Raw genomic sequence first — 14,910 nt, 5'->3', positions numbered from 1 at the left:
CTTATTTGCCATTGTCATGCTGAATGACGCTTACGAAAAATTAGGGTGTTGTCTATTTCATTTTTATCATAAACATACTCCGTATCTGGTTCGTCTGCATTTGACAAAATGACAATGCCATAACAATTAAGTATCTGTTCCAGTTTTGATAATGGAAAGGGCAATGAACCATCAAGTGTATATAGTTGCCCTGTATGCTGTAGTCTAAAAAGCATAGCAGCGTCATCCGATGTCCATTCTATGCACCTGTTTTCTTCAGGCTCTGTTTCAGGGTATATCGCAAATAAGTATTTCATGGTTCTTCCAATTTTAACCACCTGACAAAGCACGTTTGTAGACGTGCTCGGACAATTCCTGAGCCAACGCACCAAGCTCTTCGCCTAATTCTCTACCGACGTTTGTAGCCAGTAAATTCTGAGACGATTGCGACACGCGTGCTGTCAAAATAATCAGTGATGGTAGTGGCAAATCTTTTTGTCTGGCTCGTATTGTTCGAGCATAGCTTTCATTCTTCATCAGAAAGCGACGACTAAAATCATTAAAGCCCGTTGTCAGGCCAGCGTCTTTCAATTTTTTATATGTATAGTTTAAGTAATTCATAGCATCAAAGTCAAAATTAAAGTTTTTTATTTTTATCAGCTTCTTTTGAAGCTAAATGTATAAATACAGGTGTAATAATATTGAGTTTTGATATGAGTATTCAGTATTATTATTTATATAACTATTCAGTAGTATTGACTTGTTAACTACGCAAGAAACACAGCGACAGCAGTTGGATAACCAGCTTCCGAATACGAGACGGGCGTTATGAGTGGGGATAGCACATAGGAATATCATTTAGGGTTTATCGTTTAATGTCTGTTAGGGCTCCCTATTTGGTTGCATCCACCTTCAGCACCGCATAGTGATGCTATGCAAAGACGATAGGAGAGACGTGAAAAACCACTAATCTCAGGGCTGTTAGTGCTCAACAATAGGTTCTAATAGCTTGCCGTGGGGTCTGTATCTTTGATACGGAGAAGGGACTCGGATATAGGATTGGTTTCGCCCTGCCACCAATTGACCGCCGAGGTATTGTTCTGAAATCTCAAGCTCGTTTCGTAGAGAATTTATTTCATGTTTCCTTCCTTCCCCCAGTGGGGGGGGGAAGGTTGCATTTATCTTAGCTGTTTCGAGTGCCGCTTCGCTTAAAGGCTATACGCCTTTCAAGAATGTTTAATAATTAAATTGCTGAAAAAGTTATGGCTGATAAGAACGAATAGCGTGAGCTATGAGTGGTGTCAGCCATACGAACGAACAAACGAAGTGCGTTCGGACGCAAGAGAATTAAATCATTAAATCTCAGAGATATGTCGCAGAGCTATATCACGGATGCGAGATTTGGTTTCTTGTTCGATTTCTGCTTTGTCAATCAGGTGCAAGATTTCTTGTTTCAAAAGCTCAAGCTCTCGTTGCTGGTCTTCGAGTTCCCTCTTGGTTATATCGGTGTTTTGATACATCAAGTTTTGAATCTGCCTTCGTGTTGCCAATTCCTGTTGCTGGAGTTTCTTTGCTCGTATCATCGCCAGCCGTGCTTTCGCACTTGGCGACTTCTTTGTTTGTAGCTCCGGTTTCAAAAACTGATTTTTAGCCGGGGCATACAGGCCAAACAACTCAGCCCGTTTCCAGTTAAATGATTTATCGATTTCGCAAATACGCATCAAGAACACCTCAATTATAAGTTAACGCATATACCAGCGTCTCAAATATTTATAATGTTATCATTTGGTCAATTGTAAGCATTTCACCAAATAAACCAACAATAATGCCGGGTATTCCTGGTGTCATATTTCAGTAATGCTATAATATGAGCACCAGAAAACAGAATAGTATTATTTGAGGTCAGGCGTAATGAGTAAGCAAGCCAAAGTATTGAACGCGAAAGATGTAAAATGAGTTCTTGGCATTATTGCAAACCAACGACACGCAAGCCGCAACCGAGCCATCTTTATGCTAACCTATCTGAGTGGCCTCAGAGCCATCGAAGTTGCCAGCTTGAAAGTATCTGACGTGCTGGACGAAGATGGTAATATCAATTCACGTATTATGCTCACCAAGCATCAGACAAAAGGCCAACAGGCCAGACCCATCTTCGTTTCTGACAAATTGAAAAAAGAACTACGTGCTTATCTGGCTGACATCAAAGTCTATAACAAAGACCAGTCATTATTCATCAGTCAGAAAGCACCGTTCACGCGTCACGGTATCTGCATGCTGCTCAAACGCATCTACCAAGACGCTGGTGTTATCGGTGCATCGTCGCATTCAGGTCGTAGGACATTCGCCACCACGCTCAACACCAAGTCGGTCAGCGTGCGTGTCATCCAAAAATTAATGGGCCACGCCAATATTGGCACGACCCAAAGGTATATTGAAGTTAGCGATACGCAATTGGAAAATGCGGTTCAGTTAATCTAATGGAGCATCTGGAGCAAAAATGGCATAACCAGCGTCAGTTCTATTGCGAGCCTCATTCTTAGACCAAAAATGCATCCGGTATGTATTTGATGCCCATCTCTTATGCCACAAGCTGATAACCTGCTGGACGAACTGCTCTGTATTGCGATATTTCCGTTGAACATCAGGTGATGCCGAAAAGAATTTCTCTTTTGTTAAAGCATCAAGGTATTCGTTCATATCTTCTTTGAGATGACCTGCATCAACAGATGACAATCGACGGGGAACAATCGCATAGCCTTCAAAGAAGTCATCATCACTTTTATTTTTATAAGGAATTAGGCCAGTTTTTTGAACGGTAATGGCCCAAGCCATATTTTTTTTCAAACGCTCTAACTGTATGGGCACTTGCAAATTCGGATAATCCACTAAATCGAAAAAGTGTTCATATTCGCGAATTGTATTAGGGGAAATCATTGCCCCTACCCAGTTCTGAGATTGCTCAAGCTTATATGCTTCAACAATTGGTGTTCCCGCAATAACTACATCACCGTCTTGTTTCTTGTAGGTGATATTGCCTGAAGTGATACTGCCCTTGATTGGCAAACCCAGTTTTGTTAATGCCTCGAATGAAAAGAGGGAAACGGCTTCAATCAAAAGAAATAAACTTTTATAGTCTGTTTTCTCAGAAACAATCACAATGCTATCTGAAAAAACTACATACTCCATATGCGTCTGGCCTCGTGCGTTTAACGCATTGCGAATCAATTGGATATACTGTTCAAACAAATCTCCAAAATCTTTTCGTTTAACAAGTTCTGAGAAACCAAGAACATCTATGAAACCAATCAGTGCTTTCTGGGACATCTGTAATTCATTCTCCAAAATATGACAAAACTGCTTGAGTTATTAGTGTCCGAGCCGCTTCACCTGCGATTTTCCCACCTTCTTTTCCAGCCGTTAATAGCGTCTTCGTCAACCAACTGGATGCTTGTTTCCCGATAACTTGGTCGTCTTCTTTTCCTGCGTCGGCATCAATCGCATTGCTGAGTTCATTGATTTGCTCATCGCTGACCCCGATTTCACTCAGCTTATTTTTCAAAGTATCGAAATTGCCTTGAAGAACTATCGTCTCATTTGCTTGTTGAAGGTTGTCACCAATATTGTCGGCGATAATGTTGTTTCCGCCGTAAATAATCGTCTGCACGGCGGTTTCTACATGCTCCGTCTTGATTTGGGTAAGTTCAATATCTTCATCCCCCATTTCATTTTTAATATCGAGAGCAAACTCAAGAACACGATTTCGGACTGTATCAACTAAATGAATCAAACTGACAGGTGGAATGTCTTGCCATGCTTGGTTCAACACCCAACCATCAATAAATTTTGTTTGGTAATAAGCTATTAAATCTGCAGGCCAATCTAACTTCAAACGTTCTTCTTTGATGTCACTGGTTAATTGTTCATAAGCAGCAACACCATCGGTAAAATGGGCGGTAGTCGCCCACCAACGATGCTCTTCCTCCAATACCCAAGATGTTAGAGGTTGATTATTCAGTTGCCCTTGCAGCGGTCCTAAAAAGATGCCTTTAGCTTGGATACTTGCCGTTCTGTATTCTGGTAAATTTTCAGCATTCGGATAACCGTTTAATTCAGAGCTTGCCCATTCTTTCAGACGCTCATTCTTTAACTTTGCTGCCACCACCAAGCATTTCCTCAGAATGACAGGTAAACGAACACTATCATCAACTGATTGTTCAATTATTTGGTCAATAAGGCTCATAATCTTGCTTCCAACACATTCCATTTAACGTTATTAAATTAGATATAAGCAACTTAAACAAGAAAAATATCTACGACCAAATTTCAGGTGAGTTTGACATGACCGACAACGGATACGACCTATTTTCGCAAATGCATGAGTCAGAAGGGATGGCAGTAATTAATCGATTGCACACTCGGTCTTTCAGCGTGAATATTTTTCTTGGAAACTACCGCGAATTAAACGAAGCTTTGAAGTTGGTTGAGAACACCGATGTTGCACTAAAATTAATGACTGAAGAAAACAGAGAAGCTGACAATCAAGTCCATAGAGAAGTGCACAGACTTTTCCATAATTTTCTTGCTGGTGCCAAAACCCTTGTTGACCATACGCGTGCATGGGTATCTCAACATTATCCAAACACCAAGGTATCCAAACTCTATAATAAAAAAGTGAAGTCCGAATTTGAAACCGATGAGCTTTCCAAATTCATAAACGATTTGCGGAATTATATGCTCCACAAAGGTCTACCGAGCACAGAGCGGTTTCTACGTGTTCATGCAGAGCAAGGTATTGAGAGTGGTATTAATCTGCAGAAAGAGCGATTGCTTGAGTGGGATAAATGGACAAAGCCGGCAAAGTGTTTTTTGACGAAGCAAGAAGAGAACTTTTCATTCAGTAAGATAGTAGAGGACTATCATGATAAGATTTTGGATTTCCACAACTGGCTTGATAATATTGTAAAAAATTATCACAAGGCAGATATTTCTGAACTACAGAAAATGCAAAAGGAATATGAGGAAAAATATGGAACGTGAGTGGCATGGAAGTAAATGGTAAGGAATTGGACTGGTTAAATACGGCCTTCTATAAAATTTGTATGTTCCTTTGGGAGTTCGTTGGCAAAATTGCAACATTGGAATCTAACATTGCTGTTGCGGCAATAGGTTCCGCAGGCGGGGCTCTGGGGGCAGCTTGGTGGCTAAACAATAGAGATAAAAAGAAGGAATTGAAAAAAGAAATTCAAAATACGAATGCTGCTATTGGGATGGCGTTTGGAGTCACTAATACGTATTGCACTTTCAAAGACCAGTTGGTGAATCCAATAACTACAAATTATGCAAGAGCAAGTGAACAATTAGATGCCCACCACAATGCTGTTGCTGATGGTGGGAACCCAGTTTTTGAGTTTGAGGCAGATTTTCGTTTTTTGACACCTCCACTTAATACCTCTTTTGAACTGCACAGTCAGTTGTATGAGAAGCTCACAATAGTCGGTCGCCCTCTTCATTGTTTAATAACACTTCAGCAGACCATCCATAGCCTGCATACCTCTATACTCCACCGGAATCAGCTAATTAACAATGCTAAGGCACAACAACTTCAGGACTTGGCACTGTCTGCATTCTATTTTGGATTAGTAGACGCTGAGGGCAACACTGATGAGAGCTATCCAAATGTCATGAAGAGTATTCAAGAACTGACGGATGATTGTATATTTTATAGCAATCTATTAGCTGAAGATTTGGGAATTCACGGAAAAATTCTTCAAAAAGAATATGGTAGGAATGCTCCTAAAGTAATGAGAATTCATCTCCATGACAAAACGAAGGAAACACTTTTGCCGTCAGGTGAGAATCATCAAGATATTCTTTCGTGGAAATATCCAGCTTAATCGTCTTCTTTTTTATTGGAAATAAAGACCATTATTAAACCACTATCGTATTAAAGTAAAAAAAGACCCCTAAAAACAAAGTTTTAGGGGTCAAGTATACTCTTGAGGGATAACGAGCGGGCTGGTGAAGGTAATAGCCGCGTTATGACCACATCAGTGATCCACCAGCCCCGGCTATGTTTGTATCATGCATAAAAAAGCGGGGGATGACTGTGATGCTGATCACAGGATATGGGTTTTTTACGTATATATACATAAAAAAAGCCACACGCGGGTGGTGTGGCTCAAGTCTCGGGAATGAAAAAGTTCTATTGAGAAACCAAGCTTCCAACTGCTCTCGATTGTCCTTTGGGTAGAGGACGTTGCTGTAAACTTGTTTCTTCAATAGATATAGGATGTCTTAATCGAATTTAAAGGTCTGTGATGTGGGTCACAGTCCAGCTTAATCGCCTCGGACTTCTTCGACCATTTGGCTGAGTTGTTCAACATTTCGTACCACAAGGCCATTTTTTTTGCGTTCCACAAAGCCTTTGCGCGCCAGATCATTCATCACGCGGGCAACTGTTTCGCGGGTGGAACTGATGCGCGATCCGATATCGGAATGAATGGGAATGGGGGAGATAAAAGCCTCGTCTTCATCGGTCATATTATCGCGGGCTTGGCGCAGGATTTCGGCGTGAACCCGGTTGGCTGCCCCTAAGGTGGAAAGATCCATGATGCGTTCATTTGAAATACGGATGATATGGGCCATATTCTTTAAAACACGTTCTGCCACAATCGGGTGTCCGGTCAGAAGGCTCATGAAACGTGACTGGGGCATGGCGGCCAGCAGGGATTTGTCCATGGCCATTACGCTGGCAGAACGGGGCAGGCCATCAATGGCGGCCATTTCGCCAAACTGTTTGCCTTCGGTAAAATCATCCAGTGTGATTTCTTTACCCCCGACGGTGTAAATCACAATACGCACACGGCCCTGTACGATAAAAAAGACATCGGTGCTTTCAGCCTGGCGATCAATAATCTGTTCATGGTCATCATACCATTTCCAGCGACATTGCTTATTGAGTTCTTCAATAATTTCCGTTGAAAGACCATCTAACAAATTGATGTTTTCGAGTGATTGCAGGGTCATTCTTTTCGTCCTGTTCTGGGAACATATTGTATCGCAAATCCCGAGTAGTTTTGATTAAAGTTGCGACGACGTATTTGCGTAAAATCAAAGAATTATAGTTGAACCAATTGATTTAACTATAATTGTGCGCTGAATTTTTATGGAGTGCAAGGCCAAGATTGAATCGCCTCCGAATCAAAAATGATTCGGAGGCGATTTAAATAAACTGCAGATGAAGTTAATAAGGAGCGTGAATCGGTGAATTCACCTATTAAATTTCCTTATTTTAAAACCACGGTTTTTATGCCGTTCATCAAAACACGATGTTCCACATGTGCACGTACAGCTCGTGACAACACACCATTTTCAATATCACGACCAACGGCTTTGAGCTTTTCCGGGGTGTAAGTATGATCAACACGTTCAACGGCCTGTTCAATGATAGGGCCTTCATCCAGGTCGCTGGTGACATAATGGGCGGTTGCCCCGATCAGTTTGACACCTCGTTCATGGGCCTGACGATAAGGATTGGCTCCTTTGAAGCTGGGCAGGAAGGAATGGTGGATGTTGATGCAGCGCCCGCGCAGTTTTTCACACATGCGTGGTGATAGTACTTGCATGTAGCGCGCCAGAACAACCAGATCAATTTCCAGATTTTCAATCAGGTCCCAAACGTCGGCTTCCTGTTCGTCCTTTGTCTCTTTGCTGATGGGCATGTGATAGAAGGGAATATCATGCCATTGGGCGAGCTTTTCCAGATCCGGGTGGTTGGAGACAATTGCGGGAATTTCCGCATTTAGCTCGCCTGTGCGGTAACGATAAAGCAGATCGTTCAGGCAGTGGTCGAATTTGGAGACCATGAGAAGCAGGCGCTGTTTACGGTTGGCATCATGAATGCCCCAAACCATTTGAAAACGTTCTGCCACACGGGAGAACTTTTTCGCCAGTTCAAAGGCATCCGGGGTATAGGGGCCGGGGGTGAAAACCGTGCGCATGAAAAAACGGTCAGACACCGGATCGCCAAAATGGGCAGACTCGGTAATAAAGGCATCCTGATCTGCCAAAAAGCCGGAAACTTGTGCCACGATACCTGAATGGTCCGGGCAGGAAATCGTCAGAATATATTTTTTATCAGTACTCATGATGCATCCATATGTTCATCTATAATGATGGCCGCGCCGCCACGTCGGAAATCTCCGACACCGTCAAAACGACCTGTATTAAAATTGGCACGCACGGAATGTACGCCACCGAAAAAGAGATTGGGGCTGTCCCAGACTTTATGATCCGGCACATGTTCATTTAGAGTTTGCAGGGCTTCTTGCGGATACCCCGGTTCGATATTCAACAGGCCGCGTTCAAAATGCATGCGTGGGGCAGCAACGGCCTGTTCCAAATTCATGCCAAATTCAAGCAGATTGACCAGTACTTGCAAAACAGCCGTGCGAATGCGATTGGACCCGCCAGAGCCCAAGGCCACATTGATCCCGTCGTCGCGCAGCAGCAGGGTTGGTGACATCATGGAACACATGCGGGTATCGGTCGGCCATTGGTTAAACCCGTGGGGGTTGATGTCTTCTTCGCCCAGCATGTTGTTGAGCATCACTCCGGTTGTCGGCAGGATATGGCCGCAACCTTCCCCGTTAGACGTGGTTAGGGAGGCCGCATTGCCATGCTTGTCAATGGCGCTCATATGGGTGGTGCCACGCAATGCAGTGGGGCGACCATAAATTTCCTTGCGATAAAGCTGGAGGAAATCTTGATCCAACATTTTGAGTTGGGCCTGTTCAACACCATCGACCAGAGCGGCATCAAGACGTGCCTTGTTGGTCAGGGCCATGATTTGGCTGAGCCGTTCCACATGATCTTTTGAGCCAAAAGACAAGTCGCGGAAACCTGCTGTCTTGATCAGTTCCAGGGCAAAAGCAATCAGCAGGCCACCTGTTGAGGGGGCCGGGTTGGTATAAAAGTGCGAACGAGCATAATCTACGCGCAAGGGGGTGCGTTTTTCGACGCGGTATTCTTTCAGGTCTGCCATGCTCAAATGACCACCGTGGTCCCAGCTGTCATTTTCAATCAGGCGGGCAATATCGCCTTCGTAAAACAGCTCTCCTCCTTCTTTCGCAAGGGCTTCAAACAGGTTTGCCATATCCGGGTTTTTCTGAATTTCACCTTCACCAAGTAAGGCACGGTCATTGCGTGCGCTTCCATAAAGGGCCTTGCTGTCTTCTGAGGCGACGAAGATGGCTTCGACAATATCGAAAATTTGGGCCTGCATGGTGTTAACGTGCACCCCGTCGCGAGCGAGTTCAATAGCTGGGGCGACGATGACGTCCATGGGGAGGCTGGCAAGTTCCAGATGGGCCTCAAAAAGCCCTTTTACGACACCCGGTGTGGCAATCGAGCCTCGCCCGATGTGAAATTCCTGTGTGACTGTGCCAAAATCCGCCAAAATGGGATAAAATTCAGAATCGGTGCGGCGTTGCTTTGGGGTTTGGGTGAAAAAATCATAAAGGACTGGGCTTTGATCCTGTTCATGGGCAAGCAGAAAACCACCCCCGCCAAGGGAAGACAGGACAGGTTCAACCACGCAAGAGGCACACATGGCGGCCAAGATGGCATCAAAGGCGTTGCCGCCTTCTTCGAACATGCGTGCGCCTGCTTCTGCCGTTTTGGGATGTCCGGCTGAGATTGCCCCTGATGTTTTCCCCATTCCCCGTAATCTTTCTTTATTTTTAACTTCTTGGTGCTGCTGCCCTAATTAAACGGTCATTTATGGCAAGACCAAGGCCAGTATTGGGGATTGGAGAGACAGCCATGCGCTGATAGCCCTCGCGGTCCAATTCCCGCATCATGGCAAAAAGATTAGCGGCCGCTTCGTTAAGATTTCCTGAAGGGCTGAGATTAAGGGTGGCCTCTTCACAATCAGGGCCAAAACCCAACAGGATTTCCCCTTCCTGTTTTTGATCCGCATTCAGGCGCATGGGCAGGTCCGGCGCATAATGGCTGGTCAACATCCCCGGTGATTTTGGCGCATCCGGTGCATCATCAGGGAAGATCAGTGGGCCGACAATATCTTCAAGCTGTTCAATGGAAATGCCACCGGGGCGCAAAAAACCAACACGTTCCCCACAAGCATCGACAACGGTGGATTCAAGGCCGACTTTGCAAGCCCCACCATCCAGGATCATATCCACTTTGTTAGGCAGGGACTGGGCCACATGGGCGGCGTGTGTCGGTGAGATTTGGCCCGATTTATTGGCGCTGGGCGCTGCAATGGGGCGAGCTGAGGTTTCTAACAGTTCTTTGGCGATTGGGTGATTGGGCATGCGGATGGCAACCGTATCCAGCCCGGCACTGACAAGAAGGGACAGGCCACAATCTTTCTTGCGTGGCAGAACAAGAGTTAAGGCACCGGGCCAGAAGGCATCCGCCAGTTTCTCAGCCTGTGGTGTAAAATCTACCAGCTTATGCGCTGTTTCCATATCGGGCACATGAACGATCAACGGGTTGAAGCTCGGGCGTTCCTTGGCCGCAAAGATGGAGGCCACGGCCTCTTCATTGGTTGCATCTGCGCCCAGGCCATAAACCGTTTCGGTGGGAAAAGCCACCAGCTTGCCTTCACAGATCAACTTGCCTGCACGGCTCAGCGAGTCCGGGGTTGCGTGAGATATGTTCTGTCCATCATTCATCTGTTTTCAATAACGTGAATGAGGGCAGAAGAAAAGGCTAAAGTCCAAACTCTTCCACCGGGCCACGGGCTTTGACGCCTTCAGTGGCATAATAAAATCCATTGGCAAAAGGCAGGCCGTCTATTAACTCGTCCAGTTTTTCCAGACCTTGGGCGATGTCTATCTGATGGTCCACTACATTGCGGAACACGTCTGCGACCTTGACCATATCAATATACTGAGGGGACAGGCGGAAATGGCGAATGCCCATAGCTTGTAGGTCATCAAGTTCACCCAGCAGGTTGGCACAGGTATAAGACATGGTTTGGATACCGTTGACGGCCAAGAAAGCATCCCCATCCAATGTGTCCAAATCCATCCCGTCCGGGTCACGGTCACACACATATTGGCAGGAATCTTTGGCAAGACCGTGGGAGCGGGCATGATAACACCGTGCTGACAAAGCCAGAGGCTGGCGGCCAAAGACCTGGACTTCCAAATCACTTGTCGCCACCTTGGATAAGGCGGCGATAGAATGGCGTGACAGTTCACCAGGCAAGGAAATGTGGCTCGCCCCTTGGTGTTCCATGACCTTAAGGGTGCCTTCGTTATAGACATTGACGAAAGGTCCAACCGCGTGGTCACGCCCCATCAATTGTGCGCAGGCTGAAACGTCATTGGCTTCAATCATCACGCCGTCCATCTCACACAGTTCGCGTACCAGTTCCATTTCACGTTTGTTCATGACAAGGGCAAGGGTGGAAAAGATGACACGTTTGCCTGCAGATGTCAGCCTTTCGGCCACTTCGGGCAGGTGTGGAGCAAAAAAGGGCTGGCGCTTGGAGCAAACCACTTCACCAAGAAAGACCGTATCCACCGGGGCTTCATCGGCAAGGCGGAAATAGAAATCTTTCAGGTCTTCGACAGGCCAGTTAAACAGGACCGGTCCCATATTGATATGCGTGTTCATTATTGCCACCTCTTGTTATAGGCACCAGTGGTTTCTTTTTGCCCTTCGCTCATGTTTTCCAACCCTAAAGGTGGGACAGGCTGGCCGTTGGCTGCGGCATCAGCCGCTTTTCGAAAGGCACTGACCACTTGGGCGATATAGGCTTTGCCGCGTTGTCGCCCTTCAATTTTAAGTGCAGTGACACCTGCTTCCATCAGTTCAGGCAGGAACTGGGCGGCATTCAGGCTGGTGGGGTCTTCAAACAGGTAAGACGGTTTGTCTTGCGTGACAAATCGCCCTTTACATAAGGTCGGGTAGCCTGCGGCTTCTGTTTGGCTGAACTGGTTGATGGTGAAATCCCCCAGCTTGGAAACCAGCTTGTTGCCTTTATCTTCATAACGCACATGGCTGGCGGGGGAGCAGACACCGTTCATGTTTGGAGATTGCCCTGTGGCGTAAGACGATAAGGAACAACGCCCTTCGGCCATGACGCAAAGACCGCCAAAGACGAAGACTTCAGTTTCTACATTGATCTCTTTATTGAGCGCAGCAATTTCCGGCACGGTCAATACACGGGGCAAAACCACACGTTTGACATCAAAGGTGCGCTGGTAATAGGCAATGGCATCCGGATTGGAGGCTGAAGCCTGAACCGATAAATGACGCCGTGTATCAGGGCGTTTTTCAGCCGCATAAGCCAACAGGCCGATATCTGCCATGATTAGGGCATGGGCACCCAGATCAGCAGCATCTTCAACAGCGCGATGCCAAGATTCTGGATGGCCTGCTTCTGGGTACGTGTTTAAGGCGACAAGGACTTTTGACGCTTTGGAACGGGCATACTCTATACCGTCACCCAATTCCTCGCGTGAAAAGTTCAGGCCGGGAAAGTTACGGGCGTTGGTGGCATCGCGAAAACCACAATAGATGGTATCTGCACCAGCATCTACCGCAGCACGTAAGGCCGCAGGTGTACCAGCGGGGCAGACGAGTTCAAGCTTTTCAGTCTTCATGCTGTTTTTCCTGCACGACGGCGGACTTGCTTCTTCAAGCTGGCGACGGTTTCTTCCAGCTCGGCGATTGTATGGGCTTGCGCATCGCACTTGCGTTGCAGGGGGGCGAGTGTGGCTTGGGACACTCTATCCAAATCTTTGGCAAAACGGTTAAAGACTTTTCCGGCCAGTTGGGCGATGGCATCTGCGGGTTTGCCCAATGGACCAAAAAGAGACAACAGATCGTTGTGAACATTAATATCTGCTCCATCCACGGCATTGCGCAGGGCAAGCACCGCTTCTGTATCACCTTCAACGATCAGGTCGCGTGAGAAGAAAAGAGCATCGCCATCAATCTTGCCTTCCAACAAGGCAATCAAGAGAACAAGCGGGCCGCGTACATTGGCCTGAACGTAGAGTTCCTCTTCATTTTGGAAGTCTTGAATGATTTCCAGGCTGGGGCAGTCAGGATGGGTGTCCATGATGAATGAGAAAGGTAAATCAACCGGATCAATCAAAAAACGTGGCGAATTCACACTGGTCATACGCTCAAACACATCCGGGTGCAGAGTATGCATTTGCTTGATTGCCAGATTTAAAAGAGGCTGCAGGGCTTTATGTGGGAGGGGGCCTGCTACGATTCCCGCCAATAAAACAGGCGATAGCGGGGCCAGTGGGCCTTTGTGTACAGAGGTCATAGGCTCTCTCGTTATGATTTCTCAGCTTTTCTAGCTTTTTAATCTAAAAGTTGAGTATTAGAATTGACCTAAGACAATTCCCAAGCTATACAAACTGCAATTAAAAATTGTTCCAAGTGGTGAGAACAAATGAATAAATGGAATGTTGAAACCAATACGCGCTTTTTGAAATCAAATGCTGTTGAAAGATTGTATCAAGGGGCTGGGGTGCTGCTGGATCCCGTCCTGACAAAAAAAGCAGATTTTATTGACCAGTTATTTGGGCAGGGGCGATATGGCTTTTTTGTCTATGAAGGCCAGCAGCTGATTGGCATGGCCCGTGTCTTTAGTGATGATGTGTTGCGCAGCTGGGTTGCAGAAACCGTTGTGTTATCTGACTTCCAAGGCCAAGGGGTGGAACAGGCATTAAGCGAAACCATTCAAAAACGTTTCAAACATACCACGCTGTTTACGGATGTCGCCCCATCGGGGGAAGTGATGCAACAGGATGCATATGAAGCAGGAAAAAGGGCTGAGGCGATAGGTTCCTCAGCCCATAATTCTCTCTCTGCCTATTTGCGATAAACCGCCCGCGGTTGCGACCTTCGCGGCAGTCACCGTACAGGAAATACGGCGGCTATATCATGGCCCCTTTACGTTTGGGTCACTACAAAGACAACTCTCTGTATGCCTTGAATACTGCCGTTTTTTATGTTTTTACACAAGTCTTGAACTTGAAAAAATCATCCCTATAGGAAGCTCTTTAACGTCATTCCCAACTTGATTGGGAATCTCGCTTGTTCAAATAAAACGGGATCCCCGTATCAAGTACGAGGATGACAATCAGCTACTTGCCTTTAGCAATGAAAAATCCGTTTTTAAACCCGTCTTTTGCATAACGGAAATCATCACCTTCTGGTGTTTTAACCGTGCCACCTGCACCTAAAACAACCGCATGTCCAGCCCCTGTATCCCATTCCATGGTCGGGCCAAAACGGGGGTAGAGATCAGCAATACCTTCTGCCACCTGACAGAATTTGATGGAAGACCCGGCGGAGACCTCATCTGCAACGCTATAATCCTTGAGGAAATCGTCGACTTCCGGTGTTTTATGGGATCGGCTGACCACTGCCACAATACCATCATCGGGTGCTTTGCGCACCGAGATTTGGCGAATGGTTCCATCGCTTTCTTGCACAAAAGCCCCATGTTCTAAAGACCCCCAGAACATACGGTTTAGCGCGGGAGCATGGACGACCCCAAAAATAGGCTGGCGGTCTTCATCAATCAGGGCGATATTGACGGTAAATTCATCCTGCTTTTTGATGAATTGCTTGGTTCCGTCTACAGGGTCGACCAGCCAGAATTTTTTATCGGTTACATCGGGGCAGTCGCCCGCGCTGAACGCTTCTTCGGCCACGATGGGAATATCGGGGGCGAGATCTTTAAGAACCGGGGTGATGATGGCTTCGGCCTTGCGATCTGCCTCGGTAACAGGGGATTCATCTTTTTTGGAATAAATTTCAAAATCGCTTTGATAAATTTCCATGGTCAGGTCGCCTGCCTTGCGGGCAACGTCCAGCAACTTATCAATTGCCGTTTGATTAAGTGTGAAACTCAATGAATATACTCCAAAA

Annotated in this window: 17 protein-coding genes; 4 read left to right on the top strand and 13 right to left on the bottom strand. The window is 46.1% G+C overall.

Features of this window, described 5'->3' with window-relative positions:
* Nucleotides 1–14 precede the first annotated feature (14 nt).
* From E4K71_RS10230 to E4K71_RS10220, 3 genes are all read right to left on the bottom strand, one after another.
* Entirely contained in the window at nucleotides 15–296 is a 282-nt protein-coding gene (locus tag E4K71_RS10230) for a hypothetical protein (RefSeq protein WP_135079233.1), read from the bottom strand.
* A 13-nt stretch (nucleotides 297–309) separates the two neighbouring features.
* Entirely contained in the window at nucleotides 310–600 is a 291-nt protein-coding gene (locus tag E4K71_RS10225) for a DUF6626 family protein (RefSeq protein WP_135079231.1), read from the bottom strand.
* Nucleotides 601–1,334: 734 nt separating this feature from the next.
* Nucleotides 1,335–1,700 carry a hypothetical protein gene (locus tag E4K71_RS10220; protein WP_135079229.1) on the bottom strand — a complete coding sequence of 122 codons (366 nt, stop codon included), beginning with the start codon at nucleotides 1,698–1,700 and terminating at the stop codon, nucleotides 1,335–1,337.
* 289 nt (nucleotides 1,701–1,989) lie between these two features.
* Between E4K71_RS10220 and E4K71_RS10215 the strand changes: the two genes are divergently transcribed.
* Complete coding sequence (locus tag E4K71_RS10215) at nucleotides 1,990–2,457, top strand: site-specific integrase (protein WP_206201895.1); 468 nt, start codon at nucleotides 1,990–1,992, stop codon at nucleotides 2,455–2,457.
* On the opposite strand, the gene E4K71_RS10210 is transcribed toward E4K71_RS10215, so the two are convergent.
* Nucleotides 2,449–3,303, bottom strand: a complete 855-nt coding sequence (locus tag E4K71_RS10210) for a hypothetical protein (protein ID WP_135079227.1) — start codon at nucleotides 3,301–3,303, stop codon at nucleotides 2,449–2,451. The genes E4K71_RS10215 and E4K71_RS10210 overlap by 9 nt on opposite strands.
* Nucleotides 3,304–3,310: 7 nt before the next feature.
* Nucleotides 3,311–4,219: a hypothetical protein gene (locus E4K71_RS10205; protein WP_135079225.1), complete on the bottom strand. Its 909-nt coding sequence runs from the start codon at nucleotides 4,217–4,219 to the stop codon at nucleotides 3,311–3,313.
* A 98-nt stretch (nucleotides 4,220–4,317) separates the two neighbouring features.
* On the opposite strand from E4K71_RS10205, the gene E4K71_RS10200 reads away from it, so the two are divergent.
* Together E4K71_RS10200 and E4K71_RS10195 are read left to right on the top strand one after the other, a co-directional pair.
* Entirely contained in the window at nucleotides 4,318–5,016 is a 699-nt protein-coding gene (locus E4K71_RS10200; protein WP_135079223.1) for a hypothetical protein, read from the top strand.
* Complete coding sequence (locus tag E4K71_RS10195) at nucleotides 5,013–5,873, top strand: hypothetical protein (RefSeq protein ID WP_135079221.1); 861 nt, start codon at nucleotides 5,013–5,015, stop codon at nucleotides 5,871–5,873. The genes E4K71_RS10200 and E4K71_RS10195 overlap by 4 nt, the downstream gene beginning before the upstream one ends.
* Before the next feature lie 442 nt (nucleotides 5,874–6,315).
* Here the strand turns inward: E4K71_RS10195 and E4K71_RS10190 are convergent, their stop codons facing one another.
* The 7 genes from E4K71_RS10190 to E4K71_RS10160 all read right to left on the bottom strand — a co-directional run bounded on the left by E4K71_RS10190 (nucleotide 6,316) and on the right by E4K71_RS10160 (nucleotide 13,294).
* Nucleotides 6,316–7,005 carry a Crp/Fnr family transcriptional regulator gene (locus E4K71_RS10190; RefSeq protein ID WP_135079219.1) on the bottom strand — a complete coding sequence of 230 codons (690 nt, stop codon included), beginning with the start codon at nucleotides 7,003–7,005 and terminating at the stop codon, nucleotides 6,316–6,318.
* A gap of 260 nt (nucleotides 7,006–7,265) precedes the next feature.
* On the bottom strand, nucleotides 7,266–8,126 hold the full coding sequence (purU, locus tag E4K71_RS10185; protein WP_135079217.1) for a formyltetrahydrofolate deformylase: 861 nt from the start codon (nucleotides 8,124–8,126) through the stop codon (nucleotides 7,266–7,268).
* Nucleotides 8,123–9,697, bottom strand: coding sequence for a gamma-glutamyltransferase (gene ggt, locus E4K71_RS10180; protein WP_135079215.1), 1,575 nt, complete (start codon nucleotides 9,695–9,697; stop codon nucleotides 8,123–8,125). The genes purU and ggt overlap by 4 nt, the downstream gene beginning before the upstream one ends.
* 22 nt (nucleotides 9,698–9,719) lie before the next feature.
* On the bottom strand, nucleotides 9,720–10,676 hold the full coding sequence (locus E4K71_RS10175; RefSeq protein WP_135079213.1) for an L-threonylcarbamoyladenylate synthase: 957 nt from the start codon (nucleotides 10,674–10,676) through the stop codon (nucleotides 9,720–9,722).
* Nucleotides 10,677–10,713: 37 nt separating this feature from the next.
* A complete protein-coding gene (locus tag E4K71_RS10170) occupies nucleotides 10,714–11,625 on the bottom strand; it encodes a U32 family peptidase (protein ID WP_135079211.1) in 912 nt (303 codons plus the stop codon).
* On the bottom strand, nucleotides 11,625–12,617 hold the full coding sequence (locus E4K71_RS10165; protein ID WP_135079201.1) for a peptidase U32 family protein: 993 nt from the start codon (nucleotides 12,615–12,617) through the stop codon (nucleotides 11,625–11,627). The genes E4K71_RS10170 and E4K71_RS10165 overlap by 1 nt, the downstream gene beginning before the upstream one ends.
* Nucleotides 12,614–13,294, bottom strand: a complete 681-nt coding sequence (locus E4K71_RS10160) for an SCP2 sterol-binding domain-containing protein (protein ID WP_135079199.1) — start codon at nucleotides 13,292–13,294, stop codon at nucleotides 12,614–12,616. The genes E4K71_RS10165 and E4K71_RS10160 overlap by 4 nt, the downstream gene beginning before the upstream one ends.
* Nucleotides 13,295–13,423: 129 nt before the next feature.
* Here E4K71_RS10160 and E4K71_RS10155 point away from each other — a divergent pair, with 129 nt between their 5' ends.
* Complete coding sequence (locus tag E4K71_RS10155) at nucleotides 13,424–13,858, top strand: GNAT family N-acetyltransferase (protein ID WP_135079197.1); 435 nt, start codon at nucleotides 13,424–13,426, stop codon at nucleotides 13,856–13,858.
* A gap of 262 nt (nucleotides 13,859–14,120) precedes the next feature.
* Here the strand turns inward: E4K71_RS10155 and cysQ are convergent, their stop codons facing one another.
* On the bottom strand, nucleotides 14,121–14,894 hold the full coding sequence (gene cysQ / locus E4K71_RS10150) for a 3'(2'),5'-bisphosphate nucleotidase CysQ (protein ID WP_240796789.1): 774 nt from the start codon (nucleotides 14,892–14,894) through the stop codon (nucleotides 14,121–14,123).
* Nucleotides 14,895–14,910 lie beyond the last annotated feature (16 nt).

Source organism: Terasakiella sp. SH-1, assembly GCF_004564135.1.
Taxonomy (GTDB): Bacteria; Pseudomonadota; Alphaproteobacteria; order Rhodospirillales; family Terasakiellaceae; genus Terasakiella.
The sequence above is the reverse complement of the archived record's forward strand: the minus strand, read 5'-3'. Positions and strand labels throughout refer to the sequence as shown.

What these genes read in the sequence shown, in the direction of transcription:
- ggt (WP_135079215.1), bottom strand. Translation starts at nt 9,697, where the DNA reads ATGGGGAAAACATCAGGGGCAATCTCAGCCGGACATCCCAAAACGGCA.
- E4K71_RS10210 (WP_135079227.1), bottom strand. Translation starts at nt 3,303, where the DNA reads ATGTCCCAGAAAGCACTGATTGGTTTCATAGATGTTCTTGGTTTCTCA.
- E4K71_RS10205 (WP_135079225.1), bottom strand. Translation starts at nt 4,219, where the DNA reads ATGAGCCTTATTGACCAAATAATTGAACAATCAGTTGATGATAGTGTT.
- purU (WP_135079217.1), bottom strand. Translation starts at nt 8,126, where the DNA reads ATGAGTACTGATAAAAAATATATTCTGACGATTTCCTGCCCGGACCAT.
- E4K71_RS10175 (WP_135079213.1), bottom strand. Translation starts at nt 10,676, where the DNA reads ATGAATGATGGACAGAACATATCTCACGCAACCCCGGACTCGCTGAGC.
- E4K71_RS10225 (WP_135079231.1), bottom strand. Translation starts at nt 600, where the DNA reads ATGAATTACTTAAACTATACATATAAAAAATTGAAAGACGCTGGCCTG.
- E4K71_RS10165 (WP_135079201.1), bottom strand. Translation starts at nt 12,617, where the DNA reads ATGAAGACTGAAAAGCTTGAACTCGTCTGCCCCGCTGGTACACCTGCG.
- E4K71_RS10155 (WP_135079197.1), top strand. Translation starts at nt 13,424, where the DNA reads ATGAATAAATGGAATGTTGAAACCAATACGCGCTTTTTGAAATCAAAT.
- E4K71_RS10160 (WP_135079199.1), bottom strand. Translation starts at nt 13,294, where the DNA reads ATGACCTCTGTACACAAAGGCCCACTGGCCCCGCTATCGCCTGTTTTA.
- E4K71_RS10220 (WP_135079229.1), bottom strand. Translation starts at nt 1,700, where the DNA reads ATGCGTATTTGCGAAATCGATAAATCATTTAACTGGAAACGGGCTGAG.
- E4K71_RS10200 (WP_135079223.1), top strand. Translation starts at nt 4,318, where the DNA reads ATGACCGACAACGGATACGACCTATTTTCGCAAATGCATGAGTCAGAA.
- E4K71_RS10190 (WP_135079219.1), bottom strand. Translation starts at nt 7,005, where the DNA reads ATGACCCTGCAATCACTCGAAAACATCAATTTGTTAGATGGTCTTTCA.
- E4K71_RS10230 (WP_135079233.1), bottom strand. Translation starts at nt 296, where the DNA reads ATGAAATACTTATTTGCGATATACCCTGAAACAGAGCCTGAAGAAAAC.
- E4K71_RS10170 (WP_135079211.1), bottom strand. Translation starts at nt 11,625, where the DNA reads ATGAACACGCATATCAATATGGGACCGGTCCTGTTTAACTGGCCTGTC.
- E4K71_RS10215 (WP_206201895.1), top strand. Translation starts at nt 1,990, where the DNA reads ATGCTAACCTATCTGAGTGGCCTCAGAGCCATCGAAGTTGCCAGCTTG.